This is a genomic window from Pseudomonas cavernae (assembly GCF_003595175.1).
GTDB lineage: Bacteria > Pseudomonadota > Gammaproteobacteria > Pseudomonadales > Pseudomonadaceae > Aquipseudomonas > Aquipseudomonas cavernae.
The window spans coordinates 2,304,262-2,330,422 of record NZ_CP032419.1; the positions used below are offsets into that span (position 1 = coordinate 2,304,262).

Annotated in this window: 20 protein-coding genes and 1 pseudogene; 8 read left to right on the top strand and 13 right to left on the bottom strand. The window is 63.8% G+C overall.

From position 1 onward, the window contains the following. Positions 1-107: 107 nt before the first annotated feature. A complete protein-coding gene (locus D3880_RS10605) occupies positions 108-1,064 on the bottom strand; it encodes a glycoside hydrolase family 75 protein (RefSeq protein WP_162934982.1) in 957 nt (318 codons plus the stop codon). Between the two features lie 22 nt (positions 1,065-1,086). Beyond that, positions 1,087-1,668 (bottom strand): hypothetical protein, encoded by a 582-nt coding sequence (locus tag D3880_RS10610; protein ID WP_119893421.1) that lies wholly within the window; start codon positions 1,666-1,668, stop codon positions 1,087-1,089. 876 nt (positions 1,669-2,544) lie between these two features. On the opposite strand from D3880_RS10610, the gene D3880_RS10620 reads away from it, so the two are divergent. Beyond that, the gene (locus D3880_RS10620) at positions 2,545-3,318 is read left to right on the top strand and encodes a CHAP domain-containing protein (RefSeq protein ID WP_119893423.1); all 774 of its coding nucleotides are present in this window, start codon (positions 2,545-2,547) and stop codon (positions 3,316-3,318) included. Positions 3,319-3,643: 325 nt separating this feature from the next. Here the strand turns inward: D3880_RS10620 and D3880_RS10625 are convergent. The 3 genes and pseudogenes from D3880_RS10625 to D3880_RS10635 form a co-directional block, all read right to left on the bottom strand. After that, positions 3,644-5,068: pseudogene (locus tag D3880_RS10625) on the bottom strand (IS1182 family transposase); the annotation flags it as partial. A 265-nt stretch (positions 5,069-5,333) separates the two neighbouring features. Continuing rightward, positions 5,334-5,858: a DUF3016 domain-containing protein gene (locus tag D3880_RS10630; RefSeq protein ID WP_119893424.1), complete on the bottom strand. Its 525-nt coding sequence runs from the start codon at positions 5,856-5,858 to the stop codon at positions 5,334-5,336. A gap of 86 nt (positions 5,859-5,944) precedes the next feature. Further along, positions 5,945-6,877: a LysR family transcriptional regulator gene (locus D3880_RS10635; protein ID WP_119893425.1), complete on the bottom strand. Its 933-nt coding sequence runs from the start codon at positions 6,875-6,877 to the stop codon at positions 5,945-5,947. A 375-nt stretch (positions 6,878-7,252) separates the two neighbouring features. On the opposite strand from D3880_RS10635, the gene D3880_RS10640 reads away from it, so the two are divergent. The 7 genes from D3880_RS10640 (at position 7,253) to D3880_RS10670 (ending at position 15,561) form a co-directional block, all read left to right on the top strand. Further along, positions 7,253-9,667, top strand: a complete 2,415-nt coding sequence (locus D3880_RS10640) for a TonB-dependent receptor (protein ID WP_119893426.1) — start codon at positions 7,253-7,255, stop codon at positions 9,665-9,667. Between the two features lie 34 nt (positions 9,668-9,701). Continuing rightward, entirely contained in the window at positions 9,702-10,607 is a 906-nt protein-coding gene (locus D3880_RS10645; RefSeq protein ID WP_119893427.1) for a TauD/TfdA dioxygenase family protein, read from the top strand. 234 nt (positions 10,608-10,841) lie between these two features. After that, complete coding sequence (locus D3880_RS10650) at positions 10,842-11,732, top strand: TauD/TfdA dioxygenase family protein (RefSeq protein WP_119893428.1); 891 nt, start codon at positions 10,842-10,844, stop codon at positions 11,730-11,732. Positions 11,733-12,109: 377 nt separating this feature from the next. Beyond that, complete coding sequence (locus D3880_RS10655; RefSeq protein WP_119893429.1) at positions 12,110-12,895, top strand: energy transducer TonB; 786 nt, start codon at positions 12,110-12,112, stop codon at positions 12,893-12,895. 41 nt (positions 12,896-12,936) lie between these two features. Beyond that, positions 12,937-13,650, top strand: a complete 714-nt coding sequence (locus D3880_RS10660; protein ID WP_119893430.1) for a MotA/TolQ/ExbB proton channel family protein — start codon at positions 12,937-12,939, stop codon at positions 13,648-13,650. 1 nt (position 13,651) lies between these two features. Continuing rightward, complete coding sequence (locus D3880_RS10665) at positions 13,652-14,053, top strand: ExbD/TolR family protein (RefSeq protein ID WP_119893431.1); 402 nt, start codon at positions 13,652-13,654, stop codon at positions 14,051-14,053. A 476-nt stretch (positions 14,054-14,529) separates the two neighbouring features. Continuing rightward, positions 14,530-15,561: an OmpA family protein gene (locus tag D3880_RS10670; RefSeq protein WP_119893432.1), complete on the top strand. Its 1,032-nt coding sequence runs from the start codon at positions 14,530-14,532 to the stop codon at positions 15,559-15,561. A 215-nt stretch (positions 15,562-15,776) separates the two neighbouring features. Here the strand turns inward: D3880_RS10670 and cobA are convergent, their stop codons facing one another. The 8 genes from cobA to D3880_RS10710 form a co-directional block, all read right to left on the bottom strand. After that, positions 15,777-16,514 (bottom strand): uroporphyrinogen-III C-methyltransferase, encoded by a 738-nt coding sequence (gene cobA, locus D3880_RS10675; protein WP_119893433.1) that lies wholly within the window; start codon positions 16,512-16,514, stop codon positions 15,777-15,779. 97 nt (positions 16,515-16,611) lie between these two features. Beyond that, a complete protein-coding gene (locus tag D3880_RS10680; protein ID WP_119893434.1) occupies positions 16,612-19,329 on the bottom strand; it encodes a nitrate reductase in 2,718 nt (905 codons plus the stop codon). A gap of 104 nt (positions 19,330-19,433) precedes the next feature. Next, on the bottom strand, positions 19,434-19,760 hold the full coding sequence (gene nirD, locus D3880_RS10685) for a nitrite reductase small subunit NirD (RefSeq protein ID WP_119893435.1): 327 nt from the start codon (positions 19,758-19,760) through the stop codon (positions 19,434-19,436). Between the two features lie 96 nt (positions 19,761-19,856). After that, on the bottom strand, positions 19,857-22,307 hold the full coding sequence (nirB, locus tag D3880_RS10690; RefSeq protein WP_119893436.1) for a nitrite reductase large subunit NirB: 2,451 nt from the start codon (positions 22,305-22,307) through the stop codon (positions 19,857-19,859). Positions 22,308-22,668: 361 nt separating this feature from the next. Then, positions 22,669-23,289: an ABC-type transport auxiliary lipoprotein family protein gene (locus D3880_RS10695; protein WP_119893437.1), complete on the bottom strand. Its 621-nt coding sequence runs from the start codon at positions 23,287-23,289 to the stop codon at positions 22,669-22,671. Further along, complete coding sequence (locus D3880_RS10700) at positions 23,286-24,224, bottom strand: MlaD family protein (RefSeq protein ID WP_119893438.1); 939 nt, start codon at positions 24,222-24,224, stop codon at positions 23,286-23,288. Before D3880_RS10700 ends, D3880_RS10695 begins: the two co-directional genes overlap by 4 nt. Next, positions 24,224-25,006, bottom strand: coding sequence for an ABC transporter ATP-binding protein (locus D3880_RS10705; RefSeq protein WP_420800855.1), 783 nt, complete (start codon positions 25,004-25,006; stop codon positions 24,224-24,226). The genes D3880_RS10700 and D3880_RS10705 overlap by 1 nt, the downstream gene beginning before the upstream one ends. After that, positions 25,003-26,148: an ABC transporter permease gene (locus D3880_RS10710; RefSeq protein WP_238474431.1), complete on the bottom strand. Its 1,146-nt coding sequence runs from the start codon at positions 26,146-26,148 to the stop codon at positions 25,003-25,005. The genes D3880_RS10705 and D3880_RS10710 overlap by 4 nt, the downstream gene beginning before the upstream one ends. Between the last annotated feature and the right edge of the window lie 13 nt (positions 26,149-26,161).

Sequence of the window (26,161 nt, forward strand, 5' to 3'; positions counted from 1 at the left end):
GATTCAGTTCAACAGTGCTGACCTGGCACTACGTAATCAACGGCCCGCTGCTTAACAGCGGGCAACCGATACTGGCTGGCGACGGCGTTCGGCGAGGGGCGTTACCATCAAAAGCTCGGGTCGACCTCGTCCTTGATGCAGCCGTACAGCTTGTCTGCGCCCCCAAACTTGGCCAGCGCACCGTTTCCGCCCTCCTCCACACGCTGACCCGTGATAGGCCGCGCCAGCACGGCGCCAGCGCCGGGGAAGATCAGCATCGCGGTGGGCCCGGCCTGGAAGCGATCGACGGCATCACGCCGGTGCTTGGGCAGATCAGTTTCAGGCAACCCGCTGAGCTTGCGATTCATGGCAACGCTCGCCTCGCCCAGCTCTTTGCTGGGCCCGACATCGCCGACAATGCCGGGCACCACGCGCTTCGTCGAGCTCTTCGAGAGCGCGATGACGATGCTTCGCTTGGCAACGCCGAGGGAGAGGAACCGGCTTTGGCCGGGTACGACGAATGCCGGCACCGTCAGGGCATCAATCCACTTGGACTGGTCGCAGTCGCCCTGGCGATTGAATCCGCCGGCCACCGCCACATCCGCTGTCATCGAGACCAGATACCCATCAGGCGAAACACAGGGCTTACCCGTTTTCGCATCCTTCTCGATGATGCTCGGGCTGAGAACCTCCCAGGTGCGCGGGCTGGGATAGCCGGCGTCACGCACCGCTTCAAAGTCGGATACAGGCTGGGTGTGGTCCCTGTAGGCATTGCGAATGTTGTTGATCGCACAGGGCTTGGCGCCAGGGTCGGTGGCGCAGCGCCGGCCGGTCACGTCGTCCTGATGGTAGGAAATCCGTGTGCCGTCCGTGTTCACCTTCAGGGACGTGATAAACAGCAGCGGCCGGATATTCCCCAGCGCCGGGACTGGGTCACCCTGGAAGACTTGGACAGTCTGGTTTCCGCCTTCGTCCGCCTGCTTGAACGTGGGTTGAAACCCACACGCGCCAGCGAAGGCATTGATGGGCATCGCAATGGCGATGACGAGAGAAATGTCGCGCACCAGACCAGGGGAAGAAGTCATTAGGCCTCCGAAATAGTCCCTATCAGTACCCAGCCACACAGGCATTGATCGCGGCCGGCAATGCCACGAGCTTCTTACCTGTGCTCACCTGACGCTCTAGTGGCACGAGGCTCTCCTCGGTGGAGATCCGTCTCGCGTTCGCGCTATCTGCAGCGGTGGCCACGAAACCTGCCGCATGCATTTGCGCCACCGCTTCCCCGTCCTTCTCGACCTTCTTCTTCAGCTTATTCTCAGCCTCGCCCATGTCGGTGAAAGACTGGCGCTGCTGGTCCAGGACAGCCTTGAAGTCTGCCGCCTTTACCGGCTCGCTCTGGATCGTCTGCAGCCGGGTGATGATGCTTTCCTTCACCTTCAGGGTCGCCTGCACAATTGCTGCCGGCAGCCCGCTCGCTGCCTCCTGAGTCTCGGTACTGCCCTGCTGAATTGTGCCCCACAGCACCTCATCGTCGTTGGTGGTGGACACATGGCTCTGCATGCACTCCAAGGCCTTTCGTGCGCCGGCATAGGAGGCATTCTGGATGTTGCACTTGTAGCGCTCACGGACGGTCAGTCCGAAGATCGACATGCCCGCGCCGGTATTCATCAGGCTGGTCTGATCAGCCATCGCCCCACCTACGGCCGCAATAGTCCCGAGCGTGGCTCGCCCAGTCTCTCTTGCCGCTGTCGGTGCTGTGCGTGTTGATGAGCGCTCGCAGGCCTTCCGCATGGTCCGCGGCGAGCGACAACTGTTCGAATTTAGCTGGATCTGGCGCCAGCTGCGGGGGCGGATACTTGACGATGTCGTCTGGCGGGACGGGCCAGCTATCTTCCATCAGCGACCTCGTACACCCACCCAGAAGTAGCGACGCCACGACCAGAAGAATCGGAAAGGCCCCTCGGTTGCCCATAAGAGTCCTCCATGACAATGCGAAAGGGTTATGGCTCGAAGGTAGACCAGCCGGCCATGGTGTCAATGCCCATCCGCATTCCGCCACTCTACTCCGTCCGTAGAGTGGCTCACTTCTCAGCACCCTTTCCTGACCCTGGTCCTGTCGAACTCAGGGTCGGGTGATTACCGGTACTCCTGATCAGGCCACTCTGCCGCTTTGTCCTGCTTCTTTCTGCGACGTTTCCTCAGCCAAACGAGTAAGAGCACGGGAGACCCGCTCACCGCGATGATGGATAGGAATTCAAAGACACTTCTCATGGTCGATCTTCTTCTTATTGGCGCCGGCTGAATTGCCGTACGCACCTCCTATGCTGCCGAGCTGTCTCAGCCGAAACAATCCATCCCCTGGGGCTTTTCGGTTATACAGCCGCGCCAAAACCTGGGCGTCCGGTAAGCCAGGCCCGCTGTCACGCATGCGCCCGCCGTATAGCTGACATGGCGGACGCTCATCTGCAGCAATGCGCTGTGAGTCTGCTATACCGATGATCCGGACGCCCGACCTAAGTCGTAGAGGGATATCACCAGAACTGAACTACACCGGAGACACAGAACATGGCTCTCGCTGAAACCCACAGCCCAAGCTTCATCGAAATTCTCGGCCTGGTGATGAAAGACCTGCAGGAAGACACAGGGCCTGCCCCCCTCCCAGCTGACCTCGCCGGGTCAGACCAGCCATCGCTGAACAACGACCCGTTGCCGGATGATGTTGAGGCAGGTTCCGATGCTGGAGCGCTGGGCACTCGATCGCCTACGGCTGAAGAAAGTGCCCTGGGCAAGCTGGTGCTGGATGGTGCCCCCTCGGCCTGCACACCGTTCGAAGTGGCCAGTTACATCTGGGCGGTTGGCCAAGGTCATTTTGGCGAGGATCGGAAGGCGTATGCGTCAGCTTGGCCGTCCCGTTGGAACCCAGTGATTGTCGAGTTCTTCAAGGCAACACAAACCAGGCCCGACGGCGACACGACGGCGTGGTGCGCGGCCTTCGTCAATTACTGCCTCTTGCAGGCCGCCAAGGGCCACACGTTGCCTACTGGCTCCGCCGCGCCAACCAAGAGTGCCAGAGCACTGTCATTCAAGAACTGGAGCCAGCCAACGGCTTCGCCCAAGCCAGGCGACATTGTCGTGTTCGATAACGTCACGGACGGCGAGGGCGGGAAAGGCCACGTTGCGTTTTACCTGGCTGACCAAGGTGACCGGGTGTTGGTGCTCGGCGGCAACCAGCGTGATGGGACGCCCGCCAGGCCCGCGGTCTGCCGGAAGTCGTACACCAAGAACGGCTCCATCCTGAAAGTGGTGGGCTACCGCACTGATCAGCAGCTGCACCCATAGGCGATCAGAGCGTTGGCTGTCCGATCGCTCCTGTCTGTAGGGGCCGATAGGACGTGACCGTTATGCTGAGCGCTCGGCTCGCAGCTCGGCCTTGATCCGCTTTTGGCCGGCTGTTGCCTGTCACTACCGGCAGCTATGGGTCCAGGCTGTGTGAAAACAGCCCGCATCTCGACCAACCTCCAGAGCGGGGCACGCCTTGGCAGTCAAAGCAGCCGATCACCACAGAGTGCCGTAATAGGCCGAGGTAAGCCCTGACGTCGGTTGAAACCCCTCTCAGAAGGCTAATAGAGGGCGGAAAAAGGCCATCACTCTTTAGGCCCGCATTTGCTTCCAGTGCTCCAGCGATGCCGAGGATGCTCACCAGTCGTTTGAGGTTGTAGGCAAGCACGTGAAGGCTCATCTCGGTGCTCACGCGCGCCAGTGTTCTTGTCAGAAAATGCGTCGAACCCATCCAGTATTTAAGCGTTCCAAATGGGTGCTCAACGGTCTGACGACGCACGCCCATCATCTCGGGCTGGTGATCCAGTCGCTGTTGCATGGCATCGATGACGCCCTCGTGCTCCCAGCGTCGAACTCTTCGGAATGACAAGTTGGTGCACTGCGACTTGATCGAACACTGCTTGCAGTTAGAACTCCAGTAGGCATGCGTCGTCAGCCCAGCCTCGAGATTCGTGTAGCGGTAGATCAAGCTTTCCCCAGCAGGGCAGCAGTATTCGTTCTTCTCGGCCACATACACGAAGTCCTGCTTGCCGAAGCGGCCGTCAGCCTTGCTGTTCGACGTCAGTGGCTTGGGTACATAGGTGGTTATGCCGGACTGCTCGCAGGCGAGAATTTCTTCGCCACTGAAATAGCCGCGGTCGGCTACGACCGTGAGAGCTTCGACTCCGGTGGCGTTGCGCGCGTGCTCGGCCATCATGGCCAGCGCCGTTCGGTCGTGGCCAACGTTGGTCACTTCGTGCGCGACAATCAGGTGGTGTTTGGTGTCCACGGCGGTCTGTACGTTGTAGCCGACGATTCCGGTGCCTCGACCACTGGTGGCCATGGAGCGAGCATCGGGGTCAGTCAAAGACACCTGCCCATCCGGTGCCTCGCGTAGCCGTTGCTCCATCTCTTTGAGTGCCTGCATTTGCTGCTTGAGCTTTTCGATCTTGTCCTGGAGTCGGCTTGCCTTGGCTTCGGCGACATCGGACTGGGTTCGGTCGGCGGTGTCCATCGCCGCCAGATACCTATCGATACTCTTCTCGATCTGCTCCATGCGGGCGCGCAGCTTGCCCTGGGTGAAGTTGCGGTCGCGATTGTTGACGGCCTTGAACTTGCTGCCGTCGATGGCCACGATCGACTGGGAAAACAGGTCAAGGTTGCGGCACAACACGACGAACTGCCGACAAACACTGCGGATGGCTTTGCCGTTATCGCGACGGAAATCAGCGATGGTTTTGAAGTCTGGCGCCAACCGTTCAGTTAGCCACATCAGTTCGAGGTTGCGCTGGCATTCGCGCTCGAGGCGACGGCTGGATTGAATGCGGTTGAGGTAACCGTAGAGGTAGATCTTCAGCAACACCGCGGGATGGTAGGACGGACGCCCCGTTGTGGCAGGAGTTGCACCGGAAAACTCCAGCCCAGCCAGATCGAGCTGCTCGACGAACGCTTCAACCACACGGATTGGGTTCTCGTCGGTGATGTAGTCATCCAAGCACTCTGGAAGCAAACTCACCTGTGCCCGACTTTCCCCCTCGATGAATCGCTTCATGTGCAGCCCCCGCTGACATCGATTCATCAAATTTAGGCGATACCGGCATTTTCACACAGCCTGGGTCGATTTGAGCCGGTTGGGAGGCCCGCGTAAGCGGTCAGCCTTTTGCAAATGCGTGGTCATATTGAATGCAAATGACTGGTCAGTAAGGCAAACCGGTGGTCAAGTGAGGCGGAATTTCGCACGCAGCAATACCCCTCACTGCGGCGTATCTGTGGGTACGCCACTGCGCGGCTAACCCACCTTACAGAAAGACGCCGCATCAGGGCGTGGCGCTCAGATGCTGCTTATCGAACTGGGCGCGGAACCACTCACCGAGCATGGCCTTCTCGGCGTAGAGGCGGTCACTGCTGTTAGCCCGGCCGGGACGTTGCAGATAGAACATGTCGCTGACCCGGGCGTCTTCGCTGGCGATCTGTTGGTCGTTCTGCTTGAGCACATAGTGCAGGTCGATGCTCGGCCAGGTGATATCGAGCATGAAGCGCACATGGCTGGCATTGACGCGCCAGGGCTCGTAACGACCGGCCAGGTCGATGTCACGCACTTCGATTTGCAGCGTCTGCCCGGGTTGCAGATAGCGTGCGCCGAGTTGCTCGAAACGGCTGCGCAGCTCCTTGAGGACGAACTCGTCGGCGCCGGCGCCGTAGCCGGAACCCTTCAGACTGGCGTCGCGGAAGGATTCGGGATTCATGAAGCTGACGTCGACCGCGGACGCCGCGGCGAGCGGCCGTGGCATGCCGCTCAGCGCCACCAGGGCGATTGCGGCACAGGTAATGGCGCGGCGCATGACACACCTCCTAGGGCGGCTCTGCCGAGGCCGCCGCTGTGTTCAGTGTACGCCGCTGAAACCTGTCGACAACTGCTGCGCGCCGTCTAGCCTGCGGCTTTTGCCTGCACGGGGACGCCGGCCTGGTCCAGCTCGACCAGCGTGGCGATCATTGCCCGCGCCGCCGGCGACAGGCGGTAGCCGCTACGGCTGATGATGCCGCAGCGGGCGCTGAGGGCGTCGAGGTTGGGTGGCAGGTTGCGCCAGTGCAGTTGCACCAGTTCGCCCCGCGCGATCGCCGCGCGCGAGGCGTCGTCGATGCCGATACCGATGGCATCGGACTGCCGCACGATCTGCTCCAGGGCCTGATAGTGCTCGGTCTCGATGCTCGGGATGCAGTCGATGCGGCCACTGAGGTTCGCCAGCACCTTGCGCGCGCCGGGCGCAAGCGCCGGGGTGGCCAGCGGGTAGTCGAACATGTCGTTGGTCGACAGGCTTTCCTTGGCCAGCAGCGGGTGGCCGGGGCGGCAGAAGAACAGGCCGCGCCGGGGCGTCAGCGCCTGGGTCTGGAAGTTCGGGTCGGCTTCGAAATGGCGAATGTCGGCGACGCAGAACTCGATCTCATCACGGCTGAGGCTGCGGCCGAGCTTTTCCCAGTTGTCGACGCTGAACGCGGTGCGAATCCGCGGGTGGCGGTTGATGAACCGCGCGACCGCATCGGGCACCAGTTTGACCGCCGGCGCCGGGCCGCAGCCGAAACGCAGGTCGCCGGCGTCCAGTTTGGTCATCTGGTCGATTTCCTTGCTCAGGTTGGCCGCGCCCTGCACCAGGCGCAGCGCGTGCTGGAGCACCAGCTGGCCTTCGGGGGTGGGGCGCAGATCCTTGTTACCGCGGTCCACCAGCGGGCAGCCGAACTCCTGTTCCAGCCCTTGAATACTGCGGCTGAATGCCGGCTGGGTGATGCCGATGGCGTCCGCCGCGCGGACGAAGCTGCGGTGTTCGAGCAGGGCGATGAAGTAACGCAGTTGACGCAGATCCATGATGCTTTCCCGGCATTGAAAAAATAAGGCAAAGGCATTTGCCCAGTCCCTGGCACTGTTTTTAAATGCAGGCTCTTATTCCGTCAATCAAGTACTAATGTATTTAATAGATTCAAAAGGAATAATGTTATGGCCTTGAGCCGAAGGGGAGCCAGCCATGTCCAGACGCAGATCAGCCAGGCCATACCGGCATGCGGCCGCCCGAATGTGCGGCTGTCGCTAAGCCATCCAGGCGCACCCACCCAGGCTAACTGGGTGTCGGCTGCTTAGCCGGTCGTAGCGCCCACCACGCCGCACCTGTTCACCGCCACATCTGAGTGGCGCGGGTTTGCTCGTCCCGCGGTTTTGCCGCGGGTCGAGATCAAGGAGATATGCATGAGTTCGCCACGCAAGAACATCGATCAGGGCTTCCGCCCACGGGTTGCCCGGCCTTTGGCCCTGCGCCAGCTGGCTACGCCGGAATATGCCCTGACCCTGCTGTTGGCGCTGGGGAGCGCCGTATCGGGGAGCGAGGTCTGGGCCCAGGAGCCGGTCAAGCCCAAGCAGGACGCTACCGCGCAGGAGCAGGGCAGCAGCGCCAAGAGTGATACCGCCCTGGCCAAGGTCACGGTCACCGCGCGCCGGCGCGAGGAGGATGCGCAGGAGGTGCCGACGCCGATCACCACCCTGAGCGGCAACACCCTGGAGGAGCAGCGGGTGTACCGGGTGCAGGACCTGCAACAGGTGTTGCCGAGCGTCAACGTCGCCTACATCCACGCCCGCCAATCGAGCATCGCGGTGCGCGGCATCGGCAACAACCCGGCGGGTGACGGCCTGGAAGGCAGCGCCGGGATCTACCTGGACAACATCTATCTGGGCCGTCCGGGCATGGCGGTGTTCGACCTACTCGACATCGAGCAGTTGGAGCTGTTGCGCGGCCCGCAGGGCACGCTGTTCGGCAAGAACACCACCGCCGGCGTGATCAATATCAGCACCCGCAAGCCGACGTTCACCCCCGAGCGCAGCGTCGAGGTATCCGGCGGCGAGCGCGGCTACTTCCAGGGCAAGGGCAGCGTGTCGGGGCCGCTCACCGAGACGCTGGCCGGGCGCCTGTCGGCCTACCGCACCCGCGATGACGGCTATATCGACAACCTGCATGACGACCGCACGTTCAACGGCGGCGCGCGCGAGGGTGCGCGCGGTCAGTTGCTGTTCGAGCCGAATGAGGATTTCAACCTGCGGTGGATCACCGATTACAACGAGGAGGATTCCACCAACGGCGTCTGGGCGCTGTATGGCGTTTCCGATCGCTTCCGCCAGCGTGCGGCACTGATCGGCGCCACGCCGCAACTCGATCCGAAGAAGCGCGAGGTCAACATCGATAGCGCGCAGTCGGTGAATGTGTACCAAGGCGGCACTTCGCTGGAGGCCAATTGGCAGCTGGGCGGCGGCTATACCCTGACGTCGGTGAGCGGCTACCGCTACTGGCATTTCATCCCCCGCAACGACACCGACTTCCTCGACGTGCCGGCCATCGAGCACGCCGGGGTCGAGGTGCACGATCGCCAGTTCTCCCAGGAAATCCGTCTGGCATCGCCAACCGGCGGCGCCTTCGACTATGTCGTGGGCACCTACCTGTTCAACCAGAACCTGGGCAACAAGACGGTGCAGGAGTACGGCCCGCTGGCTGACCTGTTCCTCACCGGGGCCAATGCCGGCATCTTCAACAACGTCACCAGCCAGGCCAACGGCAAGATCGAAACCGACAGCTACGCGCTGTTCGCCCAAGGCACCTGGCACCTCAACGAGCGCCTGGATGTCACTGCCGGCGTGCGCGGCACCTATGAGGAGAAAGAGGCACGAGTGAATCGCTTTGCGCCGGACGGTGGCGCGGTTCTGCCACCGGCCCTGAACGCGGCGCGTCAGCGGCAGCTGGGGGCATTGGACACGGGCGACTTCGGCCTGCACAACGCCGCGCCGTCCGGGCTGCTCAGCCTGAGCTACAAGTTCAGCGAGGATCTGCTCGGCTATGCCAGCCTGGCGCATGGCGAGAAGTCCGGCGGGGTCAATCTGGTCGCGCCGACGGCGGGATTCGACAGCGATTCGCTGGTGGTCGGTCCTGAACGCGCCAACGACGCCGAACTGGGCTTCAAGAGCACCTTGCTGGACCGTCGCCTGCAGCTCAACGCCAACATCTTCTGGACCGGCATCCACGGTTATCAGGCCACCACGCTGACCACCGCACCGGGCGCGCTGACCGCCACTTCGATACTCGCCAACGCCGGCAGCGTGCGCTCGCGCGGCCTGGAGTTCGAGGCCTCGGCGCTGCCGTTCCGCGGTCTGACGGTGAACTTCAACGGTTCCTACAACGATGTCACCTACCTGTCGTTCAAGGATGCGCCGTGCCCCGGCGAGATCAGCACGCAGCCTGGCGCCCCGGCCACCTGCGACCTGACCGGCGAGCGCGTGGTCGGCGCTTCGAAATGGATCGCCAACCTCAACGGCCAGTACCAGTGGCAGCTGGGCAATGGCTTCGATCCCTACGTCACCGCCAGCTACGCCTACCGCTCCGAGGCCGAAGGCACGCTGGACAACTCCGACCTATCGAAGATCGACGGCTACGGCCTGGTCAACCTCTCCGCGGGGGTGCGCAGCGAACTGGGCGGTGGCCTGTTGGACGCCTCGGTGTGGCTGAAGAACGCCACCGACAAGGACTACTACCTGACCGCTTTCGCCATGAGCAACGGCGCCTACACCGCCTCCGTCGGCCAGCCGCGCACCGCCGGGGTATCCGTGCGCTACGACTTCTGAACAACGAACTTCCCCACCAACCGAGGGTTACATCATGAGCAATAGTGCATTAGCCGTAGAACCGACCACCGCCGTACTCGACATTCACCCGGTCGCCGGTCGTATCGGCGCGGAAATTCGCGGAGTGAAACTCTCCGGCGAACTGGATGCCGCCAGCGTCGACGCCATCCAGCAGGCGCTGGTGCAATACAAGGTGATCTTCTTCCGCGCTCAGCAGCATCTCGACGACCAGGGTCAGGAGGCGTTCGCCAAGCTGCTCGGCGAGCCGATCGCGCATCCCACCGTGCCGGTGCGCGAGGGCACCGCTTATCTGCTCGAACTGGACGGCGCCGAGGGGCGCCGGGCCAACTCCTGGCACACCGACGTGACCTTCGTCGACGCCTATCCTAAGGCCTCGATCCTGCGTTCGGTGGTCGCCGCCCAGGCCGGCGGCGACACCGTCTGGGCCAATACCGCGGCGGCCTACAACGATCTGCCGGAGGCCCTGCGCGAGCTGGCCGACAAGCTCTGGGCGGTGCACAGCAACGAGTACGACTATGCCGGGGTCAGGCCCAGCGTCGATCCGGCCAGGCTCGAGGAGTACCGCAAGGTGTTCGCCTCCACCGTGTACGAAACCGAGCACCCGGTGGTGCGCGTGCACCCGGTCAGCGGCGAGCGCACTTTGCTGCTCGGGCATTTCGTCAAACGTCTGAAGGGCCTGTCGCAGAGCGATTCGGCGCAGCTGTTCAGCGTGCTGCAGAGCCATGTCACGCGCCTGGAGAACACCGTGCGCTGGCGTTGGACGCAAGGCGACGTGGCGATCTGGGACAACCGCGCGACCCAGCACTACGCCGTCGACGACTACGGCAGCCAGGGCCGCATCGTCCGCCGCGTGACCCTGGCCGGCGACGTGCCGGTGAGTATCGACGGCCAGCGCAGCCAGACCCTGCGCAAGGGCTGAGCCCGTCCCCTCATCCCGGCATGGCACGGACAACGCCCTCTCCCTTTGGGAGAGGGCTGGGGTGAGGGGCGGGCAAGCCCACTTACAACTTTTTGGCCTTCCCCGAGCGGGAAAGCAGCCTTGGAGCTTCGTAGGGTGGATGTCGCCTTTCACATCCACCGGCTCTTGGTGGAAAACGCTTCGCGGTTTTCCACCCTACAAGCTGTCACTCATTTTCCTAAGAGAACCACGCACATGAGCCAAACCGCCACCGCTCTCCGCAGAGAGCCAGAAGATATCGCCATCACCCCGCTGGCCGCGCCATTGGGTGCCCAGGTCAGTGGCCTGGACGCCCGCCAGCCGTTGGCGGCCGAGCAGATCCTCGCCCTCAAGCAGGCACTGCGCGATCACCACATTCTGATCTTCAAGAACCAGCAGTTGGATGACCGCCAGTTCCTCGACTTCTCCACCTATTTCGGCTCGGTGTTCCAGCCGCCGGCGGATATTCCTGTGCTGTCGTCGGGCGAAGATGGCAAGGCGCCGCAGATCGTCAAAGTAGCCAATACCGGCGATGGCGAGCTGGGCAACTTCGCCTTGCCGCCGCACACCGACCACCACTGGACGCCAACGCCTTCGGCCGGCTCCCTGCTGTATGCCCTAGAAGTGCCGAAGCAGGGCGGCGAGACCAGCTGGTACAACCTGGTGCTGGCCTACGAAAGCCTCGATGAGGCGACCAAGCGCGAAATCGAAGGCCTGCGCCTGATCAACTACAACCCGTTCATCCGCATCAGGGCCGGCGGCTATGGCGGCGCGCACGTCAGCTATCGCACCCCGGATATCGAGGCGATCCAGGGCAGCGAGCACCCCTTGGTGCGGGTGCACCCGGAGAGCGGCAAGCGCCTGCTGTATCTGAGCGTGCTCACCGAAGTGGAAATTCCCGACTATGACCCGCAGCGCGGCCAGGAACTGATCGCCCGCCTGCGCGAGCACATCGCCAGCCCGCGTTTCTACTACACGCATAAATGGGCGGTAGGGGACATCGTCTACTGGGACAACCAGGCCACCTTGCATGCCCGTACCGCCTTCGATGCGAGCGAGCGGCGCAATCTGAAGCGCATCAGCCTCGCCGGCAGCCGACCGTTCTAACCGCGGTTCGACTCGGAGCCCCGTGAACTCTATTTCACGGGGCTTTTTTGCGTCTGCAGCCGAGGCAGTCCGGGTGCTGATGGTGGGCTTGAGTGATCTCCAAGCTTTGAAGGCATTTTTCCCATGCCTTTCGGGCATAAAGTTTAAAAAAGCCAATAAAAACAATCAGATAAAATCTTTTATGTTTTTTTGTTATTACAAGATCAATAAAAATTACTTTGTGAGATAAAGGCGCTCGCCAATCATTGCTCCAACACCCGGTAGCCGCTCTGCAATGGCCTTTTCAGTGGGTTGCGTGTGGGCCTTCTGGCTCTGCTGAAAACGCCGTCTACGGAACCGGACAGGGTGTGCAACAGGTCATTTCAAGGAGTTTTTTGATGGGCAATGCACAGACCGCCGCCAGCGCAGCCGAGGTGCTTTGGCGGGAGCTGCCAAGTGCCGACCTGTTCGATCTTGGTCGCCAGTATCGTGAGCCGTTGGGCCGCCAGCATCATGTGCGACCGACGGGCCCGTTGAGCCGCCGCGAAAGCGTTCTGCTCGGCACTTTCGCGCTGGTCCTGCATGGCGCATTGATCTATTGGCTGAGTCAGCAACCGACCCCGAAGCTGCCGGAAGTGCCGGTGCAGATTCCGCCGATGGAGATCGAGCTGACGCGCCCGGCGCCGCCAGTAGTCGAGCAGCCACCGCCGCAGCCGATCCCCGAGCCGGTGGTCGAGCCTCCACCGCCGGTGGTGGATGAGCTGGCGGTGAAACCACCGCCGCCCAAGCCGATCCCCAAGCCCAAACCGGTGCCGCCGCCGAAACCCGCGCCCAAGCCGGTCGAGCAACCGCCAGTGCCCAAGCCGGTCGCGCCCACGCCACCCCCGGCAGCGCCCGCGCCAGTGACGCCGCCCTCGGCCAGCGCTGGCTACCTGCGCAATCCGGCACCGGAGTACCCGTCGCTGGCGCAGCGCCGCGGTTGGGAAGGCACGGTATTGCTGCGGGTGCATGTGCTGGCCAACGGTCGGCCGAGCGAGATCCAGGTGCAGATCAGCAGCGGTCGCGAGCAACTCGACAAGGCGGCGGTGCAGGCGGTCAAGCGCTGGACCTTCGTGCCGGCCAAGCGCGGCGAGGTGGCGCAGGACGGCTGGGTCAGCGTGCCTATCGACTTCAAGCTGCACTGAACAACAGACACTTCCTTTATCGCTGAAAGAGAGAGACGCACATGAACCTACTGGCATCCCCACTCGAATCCATCGAACATGCCGTCATCTGGCTGCTGATTGGCTTTTCCGTCATCACCTGGGGCCTGGCCTTGCTCAAAGGCGTGCAGTTCGGCCGCCTGAAGGGCCAGGACCGCAAGTTCCAGCGCCTGTTCTGGGGCGCCTCCAGCCTCGACGGCGCGGCCGAACTGGTCAACACCCAGCCCGGGGCGGTATCCCGTGTAGCCCAGGCCGGCTTCGGCGCGATCCGTGTGCAGGATGCCGGGCACGGCGACCTGAGCCAGGCCATCAACCACCAGGACCGCCTCGAGCGTGCCTTGCGTCAGCAGATCCAGCGCGAGCGCCGTTCCCTGGAAAGCGGCTTGGCGGTACTCGCTTCGATCGGTTCCACTTCGCCCTTCATCGGCCTGTTCGGCACCGTGTGGGGCATCATGGAAGCGCTCAAGGGCATCAGCGCGGCCGGCTCGGCGAGCCTGGAAACCGTGGCCGGACCCATCGGCGCGGCGTTGGTCGCCACCGGCGTGGGAATCGCCGTCGCCGTGCCGGCGGTGCTGGTTTACAACTACTTCCTGCGCCGCCTGAAGCTCAACGCCGCCGACCTCGACGACTTTGCCCACGACTTCTACAGCCTGGCGCAGAAGAGTGCGTTCAAGCTGATCCAGCTCCCCACAGCCAAGTCGGCCGGCACTGCACAGAAAGTGAAGGAGGCGTCCTGAAATGGCTTTCTCTACCCAAGACAGCGATGAAGTGCTGAGCGAGATCAACGTCACCCCGCTGGTGGATGTGATGCTGGTGCTGCTGGTGGTGTTCATCGTCACCGCGCCGCTGCTGACCAACGCCATCCCGATCAACCTGCCGAAGACCGAAGCCGTCGCGCCGCCCGAGCAGAAGGACCCACTGGTGGTAAGCATCGACGGGGCGGGCAAGTTCTTCATCAACAAGGATGAAATCCAGCCAGAACTGCTGCAGAGCAACTTAGAAGCCGCCAAGGCTGCGGATAGCGAACTGCGCGTGCAGTTGCAGGCCGACGAGAGCGTGGACTATGGCCAAGTGGCCAAAGCCATGGCGTCCATCGAACGCGCCGGCATCACCAAACTTGCGGTGATCACGGCTCGCTGAGTTTTTACTGCGTGGCTGCGAGCAAAGCCGAGCATGCAAATTTTCTGGCCGTTCTTCTTCAGGCAGGGGAGGAATGGCCTTTTTTATTCATTGTAAATTTGGCAAGACAGAGTAGGGGAATGCTGCCGAAGGGGGGCTGTATCCAGCTGCGGGTAATGCGAAGGAGTGCACAGTTACGTTGCCGGGGGAACTAGTTAGTTGCTGCACCCCAGACGTTTCGCTGGGTACAGCGAGCAACACCTGATCAAAGCCAAATCAGAGCAGATATCCGTCGATGTTGCGGTTTGATCTTATTGTTTGGCATTTCTGGCCAACTTGACAGTTCGCAAATTGCATGGTGGCACTTTGCAGGTGCCGAGAAAAAGTTAGAAATCTTGTTTAGCGCGACTCGCGATAACTAAATCCTTCTACTACTTTCAAAAAGGTCCATGTGTACGCACTACGACTCGCATCGCATCTAACTGGGGACTTTACGGATGAAATTGAAAAACACCTTAGGCGTTGTCATTGGTTCACTGATCGGAAGTCTTTCGCTCAGCGCGCTGGCCCAAGGCCAAGGTGCTGTAGAAGCTGAGGTTTTCGGGAAGCGTTATTTCACTGACAGCACCCGCAATATGGACGACGGCAATCTGTTCGGTGGTTCTCTTGGCTACTTCCTGACCGAGGACCTCGAGCTGGCGCTGTCATATGGCGAATACCACGACCTGAATGGGGATTCCCCCGGTAACAAGGATATCAAGGGCAGCGCTGCTGGCCTGGATGCGATCTACCACTTCGGCGAACCTGGTCCGGGTCTGCGTCCGTATGTGTCTGTTGGTGCAGCGCACCAGTCGATCAGCAATACCTTCACCAGCGGCCGCGACCACACCACGCAGGCCGATCTCGGCGCGGGCTTGAAGTACTACTTCACCGAGAACTTCTTCGCCCGCACGGGTGTGGACTACCTCTACAACTTCGACCGTGGTGATTCCGAGTGGATGGCCGGCGTTGGCGTCGGCGTTAACTTCGGCGGCACCAAGCCGATGCCGCCAGCTGCTCCGGTGGCCGAAGTGTGCGCCGACAGCGACAACGATGGCGTGTGCGACAACGTCGACAAGTGCCCGGATACCCCGGCCAACGTCACCGTTGACGCCGATGGTTGCCCGGCTGCGGCCGAGGCCGTGCGGGTCGAGCTGGACGTGAAGTTCGACTTCGACAAGTCCAAGGTGAAAGAGGAAAGCTACGGCGACATCAAGAACCTGGCTGACTTCATGACCCAGTACCCGTCGACCACCACCACCGTGGAAGGTCATACCGACTCCGTCGGTACCGACGCGTACAACCAGAAGCTGTCCGAGCGCCGTGCCAGCGCGGTTAAAGACGTGCTGGTCAACCAGTACGGTGTCGGCGGCGAGCGCATCGAATCGGTCGGCTACGGCGAGTCCCGCCCGGTGGCGGATAACGCCACCTCGGAAGGCCGCGCCGTCAACCGCCGGGTGGAAGCCGAAGTGGAAGCCCAGCCCAAGTAATTGGACTGAGTTTCACGGCAGGAGAAACCCGGCTTCGGCCGGGTTTTTCTTTGCCTGAAAATTCTGCCCTGTCGCTGACAGGATGCGGCTGTTGTAGGGGCGAGCTCTGCTCGCGAACATTGGTAGCTCAAAAGCTTCACGAGCAGCGCTCACTCTTGCAGGCAAAAAAAACCGGCCTGGTGCGGCCGGTTGAGGTGCTCCACAGGAGAAAGGGTTCAGGCGCTTTGCGCCAGTGCCAGGTGCTGCGCGGCCTCTGCCACCTCGCCGATCACCAGGATCGCCGGGCTTTTCAGTTGGAAGGCGGCGGCATCGCCGAGCATTCGCTGCAGGCTGCTGCGACATTCGCGCTGCTCGGGCAACGAGGCGTTCTCTATCATTGCCACCGGCATGTCGGCGCGCATCCCGCCGGTCAGCAGACTGTCGCGCACCTCACCGAGCTTGGCCACGCCCATGTACACCACCAGGGTGGTGCCGCCCTGGGCCAGGGCCTGCCAGTTCAGGCTGCTGTCGTCCTGGGTATGGGCGGTGACCAAGGTCACGCCACGGGCCACGCCGCGCAGGGTCAGGGGAATGCCGCAGTTGGTGGCGCCGGCCAGGCCGGCGGTGATGCCGTTGACCATCTCCACCTCGATGCCGTGCTCGGCCAGCCAGTCGGCTTCCTCGCTGCCGCGGCCGAAGATGCACGGATCGCCACCCTTCAGGCGCACCACGCACTTGCCCTGGCGGGCGTAGCGCAGCATCAGGCGATGGATGAACGCCTGCGGGGTGGAACGGCAGCCGCCGCGCTTGCCGACCGGCACGATGCGCGCGGATGGGCAGTGTTCCAGCACGGCCGGATTGACCAGGTCGTCGATCATCACCACCTCGGCTTGGTTCAGCGCCTTTACCGCCTTGAGGGTCAGCAGTTCCGGGTCACCGGGGCCGGCACCGACCAGCCAGACTTTTGCATTCATAGCGACATCTCCTCGTAGGGTGGGCAACCGCGAAGCGTTGCCCACCGACTGGTTCTGGTGGAAAACGCTGCGCGGTTTTCCACCCTACGTTTGTTGTTCAGGCGGTTATTGCCACCGGCTGTTGCGCCAGCAGTCGTTTGATTTCCGGGACGCAGGAGCCGCAGCTGGTGCCGCATTTGAGCTCCTGTTTCAGACCGTTGAGGTCGAGGCCGCGGGCGATGCCGGCGCACACTGCGCTCTCGCTGACGTTCAGGCAGTTGCACAGGGTCTTGCCGGCCTTCTGTCCGCTCGCCGAACCGGGCGGGGTGGACAGCGGCGCGAGCAGCCAGCGGCGCAGTTCGGCATCGGTCTTGCCTTCGCTCCACAGGCCTTTCAGCCAGTCGCGGGCGGCGGTTTCGCCGGCCAGGCGGATCGCGGTGATGCGTCCGTCCTCGATGCGCACGCGCTTGCCGACGGTACGCCGCGGGTCGTCATAGGCCAGCACCGGACCTTCATCGACGCCGAGCAGCACATCGATTCTGGCCAGCAGCTCGGCTTCCGGTGCCACCGCGCTGGCCGCCTTGATCAGCAGGGCGGGGCGTTCGCGGCCGGTGAGGGTCAGACTGGCGTAGGCGAAGTCGTCGAACAACGGGCGCAGGGCGCTGAAACGCTGCTGCACGTCACCCTCGACCAGGGCGAACAGCTGCCAGGGCAGTTCGACCTTCTCCACTTCGACGCCGGCGTGCTTGAGTTCCGGCTGTTTGGACAGCGGATCGAACGCCGGCAGGGTCAGCACGTTGGTGCCCAGGCCCTTGAGGAAGCGGTTGCCCCAGTGCATCGGCAGGTAAGCCTGACCGGAACGTACGGCCTCGTCGGCCTGCACCGGGACGATCAGACTGCCGCGCCGACTGCGGACCTTGACCAGCTCGCCGGCCTGCAAGCGACGGCGGCGCAGTTCGTCCGGGTGCAGGCTGAGTGCGGCTTCCTCGACATGGCCGAACAGCCGCGCGGCGGTGCCGGTGCGGCTCATGCCGTGCCACTGGTCGCGCAGGCGGCCGGTGTTGAGGGTCAGCGGGAAGCGCGCCTCACGCTTTTCCTTCGGTGCACGGTAGGGATCGGCGTGGAAGCGCGCGCGGCCATTGTCGGTGGGGAAGCGGCCATCGGCATAGAGACGCGGCGTGCCAGTCGCGGCACCGGCTGGGAACGGCCATTGCTGCGGCCCTTGATTATCGAGAATGGCGTAGCTCAGGCCGGATAGGTCGAGATCGCGCTCATTGGTGAGCTGCTTGTATTCCTCGAACAAGGCTTCGGGATTTTCGAAGGCGAACAGGCTGGGCAGGCCCGGACGCAGGCGTTGTTCCAGGCGGCGGGCGAAGTCGCTGGTGATCGCCCAGTCCGGCCGCGCCTCGGCGGGCGCCGGCACGGCGCGGCGTACATGGCTGATGCGCCGCTCGGAGTTGGTCACCGTGCCTTCCTTCTCGCCCCAACTGGCGGCGGGCAGCAGCAGGTCGGCGTAGTGGCAGGTCTCGGTGGTGAAGAAGGCTTCCTGGACCACCACGAACGGGCAGGCGGCCAACGCTTCGTGCACCTTGTTCTGATCCGGCAGCGACTGCGCGGGGTTGGTGCAGGCGATCCACAGCGCCTTGATCTTGCCGTCGCGCACTGCGTCGAACAGTTCGATGGCGGTCAGGCCGGTGTTGTGTGGCAGCGCGTCGACGCCCCAGTAGCCGGCAACTTCAGCACGGTGCTCGGCATTCGCCGCCTCGCGATGGCCCGGCAGCAGGTTGCTCAGGCTGCCGGTCTCGCGGCCGCCCATGGCGTTGGGCTGGCCGGTGAGCGAGAAGGGGCCGGCGCCGGGGCGGCCGATCTGTCCGGTGGCCAGGTGCAGGTTGATCAGCGCGCTGTTCTTGGCGCTGCCGGCGCTGGACTGGTTCAAACCCATGCACCACAGCGAGAGGAAACTCGGCGCCTTGCCGATCATCTCGGCGCAGGCCTGCAGGTTGTCCACGGAAATCCCGCAGATATCCGCCACCGCGGCCGGGCTGTAGTCGCGCACCAGCTTCTTCAGTTCGTCGAAGCCTTCGGTGTGGTTATCGATATAGCGGCGGTCGATCCAGCCTTCCCACAGCAGGATGTGCAGGATGCCGTGGAACAGCGCCACGTCGGTGCCTGGCAGGATCGCCAGGTGCAGGTCGGCCAGTTCGCAGGTGTCGGTACGCCGAGGATCGACGACGATGATCTTCATGTCCGGGCGCTTGTCCTTGGCTTCCTCCAGGCGACGGAACAGCACCGGGTGGGCGTAGGCCATGTTGCTGCCGGCGATCAGCAGGCAGTCACTCTGCTCGATGTCTTCGTAGGAGCAGGGCGGGGCGTCGGCGCCGAGGCTGCGCTTGTAGCCGACCACTGCCGAGGACATGCACAGCCGCGAGTTGCTGTCGATATTGTTGGTGCCGACCAGCGCGCGGGCCAGCTTGTTGAAGGCGTAGTAGTCCTCGGTCAGCAGCTGCCCGGAAATGTAGAACGCCACGCTGTCCGGACCGTGGGCGCGGATGGTTTCGGCGAACTGATTGGCAGCGTGCTCCAGGGCGCTGTTCCAGTCGGTGCGGCTGCGGGCCAGACCCTTGCCGAGGCGCAGTTCGGGGTACAGGCCGCGGGCGTCGAGGTCGCCGGTCAGGTGCAGGGTCGAGCCTTTGCTGCACAGCTTGCCGAAATTCGCCGGGTGGCTGGGATCGCCCTGGACGCCGAGGATCTTCTCGCCGTCGTGCTCGATCAGCACGCCGCAGCCGACGCCGCAGTAGCAGCAGGTCGAGGCGGTGATTTGACTGGGAGTAGGCATGGCACGGGGTTCCTGCGGTTCGTAGGGTGGACAACGCTGCGCTTGTCCACCGGGACGACGGTGATAGCGGTGGAAAAGCCTGCGGCGTTTTCCACCCTAGGGTGCTAGGCGCACTGCGCGGCGGCTTTCACCGCCAGCAGCACGCGGCCATTGGCTACCTTCACCTGATGGCGATGGGCGCAGCCGACGTCCGGGGCCACGGCGTCGCCGGAGGCCAGTTCGATCTGCCAGTTGTGCAGCGGGCAGGCCACGCGCTTGCCGTAGATCAGCCCCTGGGACAGCGGCCCGCCCTTGTGCGGGCAGCGGTCGTCGAGGGCGAACACTTCGTCGTCCGAGGTGCGGAAGATGGCGATATCGCCCTTGGGGCCATCGACGATGCGCGAGCCGAGCGGGTTGATTTCGTCGAGGGCGCAGATATCCAGCCAGGTCATGTGTGTGTCTCCAAATCCGAGGGGCCGGTTTTCCCTCTCCCCTGGCCCCTCTCCCATGAATGGGCGAGGGGAGATGCTTATGGGAGAGGGCGCTTCTTAGGCGGTTTCCAGTTGCTTGACCGCAATCCGGTCGAATTCCTTCTTCAGCACCGGCGTCTCGATGCGCTCCTTCCATGGGTCCTGCTCGAACGACAGCGCGTACTGCAGGCGATCGTTGAGTGCCTTGCGGTTGTCGGCGTCTTCCAGCACGGCCTTCTTGATGTGCTCCATGCCGACGCGCTGCATGTAGTGCACGGTACGTTCCAGGTAGAAAGCTTCCTCGCGGTACAGTTGGAGGAAGGCGCCGTTGTATTCGCGCACTTCCTCGGCGGTCTTGACCTTGACGAAGAACTCGGCGACTTCGGTTTTGATGCCGCCGTTGCCGCCGATGTACATCTCCCAACCGGAATCCACACCAATGATGCCGACGTCCTTGATGCCGGCCTCGGCGCAGTTGCGCGGGCAGCCGGAGACTGCGAGCTTGACCTTGTGCGGCGACCACATGTTGAACAGGTCGTGCTCCAGGTCGATGCCCAGCTGGGTCGAGTTCTGCGTGCCGAAGCGGCAGAACTCGCTGCCGACGCAGGTCTTAACCGTGCGGATGGACTTGCCGTAGGCGTGGCCGGAGGGCATGTCGAGGTCCTTCCAGACGCCCGGCAGGTCTTCCTTCTTGATTCCCAAGAGGTCGATGCGCTGACCGCCGGTGACCTTGACCATTGGCACGTTGTACTTATCGGCGACGTCGGCGATGCGCCGCAATTCGGACGGGTTGGTCACGCCGCCCCACATGCGCGGCACTACCGAGTAGGTGCCATCTTTCTGGATGTTGGCGTGGGCGCGTTCGTTGATCAGGCGCGACTGCGGGTCGTCCTTGGCTTCGCCCGGCCAGGTGGAGATCAGGTAGTAGTTCAGCGCCGGCCGGCAGGTGGCGCAGCCGTTCGGCGTGCTCCAGTCCATGAAGCGCATGGCCTCGGCCATCGTGATCAGATGGTGGTCGCGGATGGCCTTGCGCACCTGGCCGTGGTTCAGCTCGCTGCAACCGCAGATGGCTTTTTCGCTCTTCGGCTTCACATCCGCGGCGCCGCCGACCGTGCTGATCAGGATCTGCTCGACCAGCCCGGCGCAGGAACCGCAGGAGCTGGCGGCCTTGGTGTGCTTCTTCACCTCGTCGACGGAAAACAGGCCGTTGTCGCGGATCGCCTTGACGATGGTGCCCTTGCACACGCCGTTGCAGCCGCAGACTTCGGCGGTGTCCGGCATGCTCGCGGCGCTGCTCTGGCCCTGATGGCCGACGTCGCCGAGGGCGCTTTCGCCGAACATCAGGTGGTCGCGGATCTGGCTGATGTTGGCGTTCTCGCGCACCTGGCGGAAGTACCAGCCGCCGTCGGCGGTGTCGCCGTACAGGCAGGCACCGACCAGCACGTCGTCCTTGATCACCAGCTTCTTGTACACGCCGCCGATCGGGTCGGAGAGGGTGATGGTCTCGGTGCCGTCACCGCCCATGAAGTCGCCGGCGGAGAACAGGTCGATGCCGGTGACCTTGAGCTTGGTCGAGGTCACCGAGCCCTTGTAGCTGGCGAAGCCGAACTGGGCCAGGTGGTTGGCGCACACCTTGGCCTGGTCGAACAGCGGCGCCACCAGGCCATAGGCGATGCCGCGGTGGTTGGCGCACTCGCCGATGGCATAGATGCGCGGGTCGTAGGTCTGCATCGTGTCGTTGACCAGGATGCCGCGGTTGCACGGAATCCCGGATTGCTCCGCCAGTTCGGTGTTCGGGCGGATGCCGGCGGCCATTACCACCAGATCGGCGGGGATCACGTCGCCGCCCTTGAACTGCACGGCGCAGACGCGGCCGTCGCCGTTGTCCATCAGCTCTTCGGTCTGCTCGTTGAGACGGAAGTGGATGCCGCGCGACTCCAGCGCACTTTGCAGCAGCTTGCCGGCGGTCTTGTCGAGTTGACGCTCGAGCAGCCAGTCGGACAGGTGCACCACGGTCACTTGCATGCCGCGCTGCTTGAGGCCGTTGGCGGCTTCCAGGCCGAGCAGGCCGCCGCCGATCACCACTGCGTGGCTATGGGTCTTGGCGGTTTCCATCATCATCTGGGTGTCGGCGATGTCGCGGTAGCCGATCACGCCTTCCAGCCTGTTGCCCGGCACCGGCAGGATGAACGGGTTGGAGCCGGTGGCGATCAGCAGGCGGTCGTACTCGGCCTCGCTGCCGTCCTCGGCGATGACCTTGCGCGCCTTGCGGTCGATCTTCACCACCTTGCGGCCGAGCAGCAGCTTGATGCCATTGTCCGCATACCAGTTGAGGTCGTTGAGCACGATCTCCTCGAAGGTCTGCTCGCCGGCCAATACCGGCGACAGCAGGATGCGGTTGTAGTTCGGGTGCGGTTCGGCGCCGAACACGGTGATGTCGTACAGATCGGGGCTGAGCTTGAGCAGTTCTTCCAGGGTGCGAACCCCGGCCATGCCATTGCCGACCATGACCAACTTGAGTTTTTTCATGCGCGATCTCCGGCATAAAAATCACGGAAAACAAAAAAGGCGTCCCGCCGGTTACCCAGCGAGGACGCCTTTGTCCAATCCCGTTCTGTCGGGAAGTGCCCCCTCGCCGTTGAGAGGGACGCTTTATGTGATTGTCGAAGTCGTTATTGCAGGGCGCGTGCCAAGTCGAGCGAACGCCGGTTTTCCATGAGCTGGACGGGTTTCTCGGGGCGCTGGAGGGAAAAGTCGCACCGCTTTAAAGCGGGTTGGCGCCGTTGTGGTGCGCGGCTGCGCCGGGGTAGGGCGTTTGGCCAATCGGATGGGTTAGCCATAGGCGATACCCATCGCCGCGATTGATGGGTATCGCTTCGCTCAACCCATCCTACGGGCGCGACGCCTGGCTCGCCGTCCAGTCGATCAGTTGCCGGGCGAGTTGATCGCTGGCCTGGCCGAAGGCATTGACCACGGCTGGCACCTGCACATCCTGGCTGGGCTGGCGCACGCTGAAGCTGCGGCTGGCGACGATGCGCTGGGTGCCGCTGCGCACCAGACGCGCATCCAGGCGGATCACCGCTTCGGGGCGGCCGTTGCGGTATTCGCTCTGGAATGCCAGCAGGTTGCCGATCAGCTCCAGGTCGGCCTGCACATGCTGGTCGTCGTTGCTCAGCGCGGCGAAGCGGCCATCGGCCTGGAAGGCCTCCTGCAGGCGGTCGCGCAGCAAGGCCGGGGCCGGGTTGCTCCAGCGCGCGCCCTTGTAGTTGCTGATCTGGCTGCCCTGCGGAATCACCGCAATGCGCGTGCTATCCAGCACCTGGCTGGCCTGCGGGCGGGCGATGCGCAGCGAGCGGTCGAGCTGGTTGTTGCTTGCGCGGGCCGGCGTGGCGCCCTGCGGCAGCAGGTAGGTCTGCACCGTCTCGGCCTGCGGCAGCACCGAGCAGGCGCCGAGCAGCGCGACGGCGCCGGCCAGGCACAGGCCACGGCCCCAGCGGGAAAGGTGGTTCATGGTTGAAACTCCTGAGTCTGTTGGCGATCCAGCAACAGGCCGCTGGGGTTGTCGGACAGCCGCTGGCTCATCTGCCGCAGCGCGGCCAGCGTGCTGCGCAGTTCGGAGACCGCCGGGCCGAGTTCGCCGATACCCTGAATGCCGCCGTTGAGGGCGTCCTTGTTGGTGCTGAGGATCTGTTCGATCTCGCCGCTGGCGCGCTCCAGTGCCGCCATGGTCTGTGCGGCATTGTCGAGGATGCCGCGTCCCTGCTTGTCGACCAGGGCGTTGGTGTTGTGCATCAGCTCGCTGGTCTGCTGCACCATGGTGCCGGCCTGCCGGCTGACTTCGGCGAGCTGCTTGAGGGTTTCCTGAATGTCGCCGCGCTGCGAGGCGAGCACGCCGGTGGCCTGGTCGAGGTGCTCCAGGGTGCGGCTGACGCGGTCGATGTTCTCGCCGGAGAACATCAGGTTGGCGTTGGCGATCAGGCGGCTGATGTTGCTCACCAGGTCCTCGCCGTTGGTCAGCAGGCGCGATAGCGGCGACGGGGTGGCGACGATCACCGCCGGCTGCTCGTTGTTGGTCGCCAGTGGCGGGCTCATTGGCGAGCCGCCGTGGAGCTGGATGATCGAACTGCCGGTGACCCCGGTCAGAGTCAGGCGGGCGCGGGTGTTCTCCTTGATCGGCGTGTCGCCGCCGACGCGGATGCGCGCCAGCACCTTGCGCGGGTCCTTGGGGTCGAGCTTGAGCTGGACCACGTCGCCGACCTTGATGCCGCTGTACTGCACCGCGCTGCCGATGGACAGGCCGGTCACCGCCTCGTTGAACACCACGTCGTAGAGGCTGAATTCCTTGTCCACGCTGGACTTGCCCAGCCACAGGGCGAACAGCAGGGCGCCGCCCACCGCCAGGACGGTGAACAGGCCGATCAGGATGTGATGCGCACGGGTTTCCATCAGTGCTTCTCCGAGCTGGCGGCTTGCTGCGCCGCGCGGCCACGCGGGCCGTGAAAATACTCGCGGATCCAGTCGTCATCGGTGGCTTCGACCACCTCCAGTTTGTCGGCGACCAGCACGCGCTTCTGCGACAGCACCGCGACCCGGTCGCAGATGCTGTACAGCGTGTCGAGGTCGTGGGTGACCAGGAACACGCTGAGGCCCAGCGCATCGCGCAGGGTCAGGATCAGTTGGTCGAAGGCCGCCGCGCCGATCGGGTCGAGGCCCGCGGTCGGCTCGTCGAGGAAGAGGATTTCCGGGTCCAGGGCCAGCGCGCGGGCCAGCGCGGCGCGCTTGATCATGCCGCCGGACAGCGAATCCGGGTACTTGTCGCCGGCATCGGCCGGCAACCCGGCCAGCGCCACCTTGACCCGCGCCAGACGCTCGGCCGTCGGGCGGTCCAGCCCGGCGTGCTCGATCAGCGGCAGGGCAATGTTCTCGATCACCGTCAGCGAGGAGAACAGGGCGCCGCGCTGGAACAGCACGCCGAAGCGTCGTTCCACCTGCGAACGCTGCTCGGCGCCCAGGGCCAGCAGGTCTTCGCCGAACACCCGCACGCTGCCGGCCGCCGGCCGCAGCAGGCCGACGATGCTGCGCAGCAGCACCGACTTGCCGGTGCCCGAGCCGCCGACCACGCCGAGGATCTCGCGGCGACGGATATCCAGGTCGAGATTGTCGTGCACCACCTGCGGGCCGAAGCGGTTGACCAGCCCGCGCACCTCTACCAGCACTTCGTCCGTCACCAGCCCATCTCCATGAAGAACAGCGCCGCCACGGCATCCAGCAGGATCACCACGAAAATTGACTGCACCACCGCCGAGGTGGTGTGGTCGCCCACCGACTTGGCGCTGCCGCCGGATTTGAAGCCTTCCAGGCAGCCGATGATGGCGATGATGAAGGCGAAGAACGGCGCCTTGACCAGGCCGATATAGAGGTTTTTTACCGGGATTTCCGACTGCAGGATCGACAGGAACCTCGCCGGCGACACATCCAGCTGCAGGGTGCTGACCATGCCGCCGCCGACTATGCCGCAGAGCATGGCGATGAAGGTGAGGATCGGCAGACTGATCAGCATCGCTAGCATGCGCGGCAGCACCAGCAGCTCCATGGGGTCGAGGCCGAGGGTGCGGATCGCGTCGATCTCCTCGTTGGCCTTCATCGAGCCGATCTGCGCGGTGAAGGCGCTGGCCGTGCGCCCGGCCATGAGGATGGCGGTGAGCAGCACGCCGAATTCGCGCAGGAAGGAGAACGCCACCAGGTGCACGGTGTAGATGGTGGCGCCGAAGTTGGCCAGCACCGTGGCGCCGAGGAAGGCCACCACCGCGCCGACCATGAAGGTCAGCAGGGCGATGATCGGGATGGCGTCCAGCCCGGTCTGCTCGATATGCGCCGCCAGCGAGGTGATGCGCCAGCGCCGCGGCCGCCACAGGCTGCGCAGCAGGCTCTCCAGGGTCAGGCCGATGAAGCCGAGCAGGGCAAGCACCTGCTGCCAGAAATCGGCGACCGCGCAACCGATATGTTCCAGCACCTCGCTGAGGGCCGAGTGGCCGGACTCTCCGGGTTTGTGCGGGCAGCTGGTCAGCGCCTGGCCAACGGTGCGCAGCAGCGCCACGCGCTCGACTGGCAGGTCGGGGCTGTTCTGCGCCAGCTCGAGCAGGCGGCCCTCGCCGAGCCAGCGGCCGAGCAAGGCCGCACCGGCGGTATCCAGCTGACCCAACTCGGTGAGATCGATCTGCCCAGCGCTTTCGGCCACGGCGCTGGGGACGCTCTGCAACTGTGTCTGCAAATGGGCGTAGTGCGCCAATGTCCAGTCGCCGCGCACGCGCAGACGCGGAGGGCTGGACGCGGTTTCCAGTTCTATATTGCCTGCCTGCGGCATGCTCATCCTGGCTTCTGCA

Coding starts and splice junctions, on each gene's coding strand:
- D3880_RS10605 (WP_162934982.1), bottom strand. CDS start 1,064: ATGACTTCTTCCCCTGGTCTGGTGCGCGACATTTCTCTCGTCATCGCC.
- D3880_RS10610 (WP_119893421.1), bottom strand. CDS start 1,668: ATGGCTGATCAGACCAGCCTGATGAATACCGGCGCGGGCATGTCGATC.
- D3880_RS10620 (WP_119893423.1), top strand. CDS start 2,545: ATGGCTCTCGCTGAAACCCACAGCCCAAGCTTCATCGAAATTCTCGGC.
- D3880_RS10630 (WP_119893424.1), bottom strand. CDS start 5,858: ATGCGCCGCGCCATTACCTGTGCCGCAATCGCCCTGGTGGCGCTGAGC.
- D3880_RS10635 (WP_119893425.1), bottom strand. CDS start 6,877: ATGGATCTGCGTCAACTGCGTTACTTCATCGCCCTGCTCGAACACCGC.
- D3880_RS10640 (WP_119893426.1), top strand. CDS start 7,253: ATGAGTTCGCCACGCAAGAACATCGATCAGGGCTTCCGCCCACGGGTT.
- D3880_RS10645 (WP_119893427.1), top strand. CDS start 9,702: ATGAGCAATAGTGCATTAGCCGTAGAACCGACCACCGCCGTACTCGAC.
- D3880_RS10650 (WP_119893428.1), top strand. CDS start 10,842: ATGAGCCAAACCGCCACCGCTCTCCGCAGAGAGCCAGAAGATATCGCC.
- D3880_RS10655 (WP_119893429.1), top strand. CDS start 12,110: ATGGGCAATGCACAGACCGCCGCCAGCGCAGCCGAGGTGCTTTGGCGG.
- D3880_RS10660 (WP_119893430.1), top strand. CDS start 12,937: ATGAACCTACTGGCATCCCCACTCGAATCCATCGAACATGCCGTCATC.
- D3880_RS10665 (WP_119893431.1), top strand. CDS start 13,652: ATGGCTTTCTCTACCCAAGACAGCGATGAAGTGCTGAGCGAGATCAAC.
- D3880_RS10670 (WP_119893432.1), top strand. CDS start 14,530: ATGAAATTGAAAAACACCTTAGGCGTTGTCATTGGTTCACTGATCGGA.
- cobA (WP_119893433.1), bottom strand. CDS start 16,514: ATGAATGCAAAAGTCTGGCTGGTCGGTGCCGGCCCCGGTGACCCGGAA.
- D3880_RS10680 (WP_119893434.1), bottom strand. CDS start 19,329: ATGCCTACTCCCAGTCAAATCACCGCCTCGACCTGCTGCTACTGCGGC.
- nirD (WP_119893435.1), bottom strand. CDS start 19,760: ATGACCTGGCTGGATATCTGCGCCCTCGACGAAATCAACCCGCTCGGC.
- nirB (WP_119893436.1), bottom strand. CDS start 22,307: ATGAAAAAACTCAAGTTGGTCATGGTCGGCAATGGCATGGCCGGGGTT.
- D3880_RS10695 (WP_119893437.1), bottom strand. CDS start 23,289: ATGAACCACCTTTCCCGCTGGGGCCGTGGCCTGTGCCTGGCCGGCGCC.
- D3880_RS10700 (WP_119893438.1), bottom strand. CDS start 24,224: ATGGAAACCCGTGCGCATCACATCCTGATCGGCCTGTTCACCGTCCTG.
- D3880_RS10710 (WP_238474431.1), bottom strand. CDS start 26,148: ATGAGCATGCCGCAGGCAGGCAATATAGAACTGGAAACCGCGTCCAGC.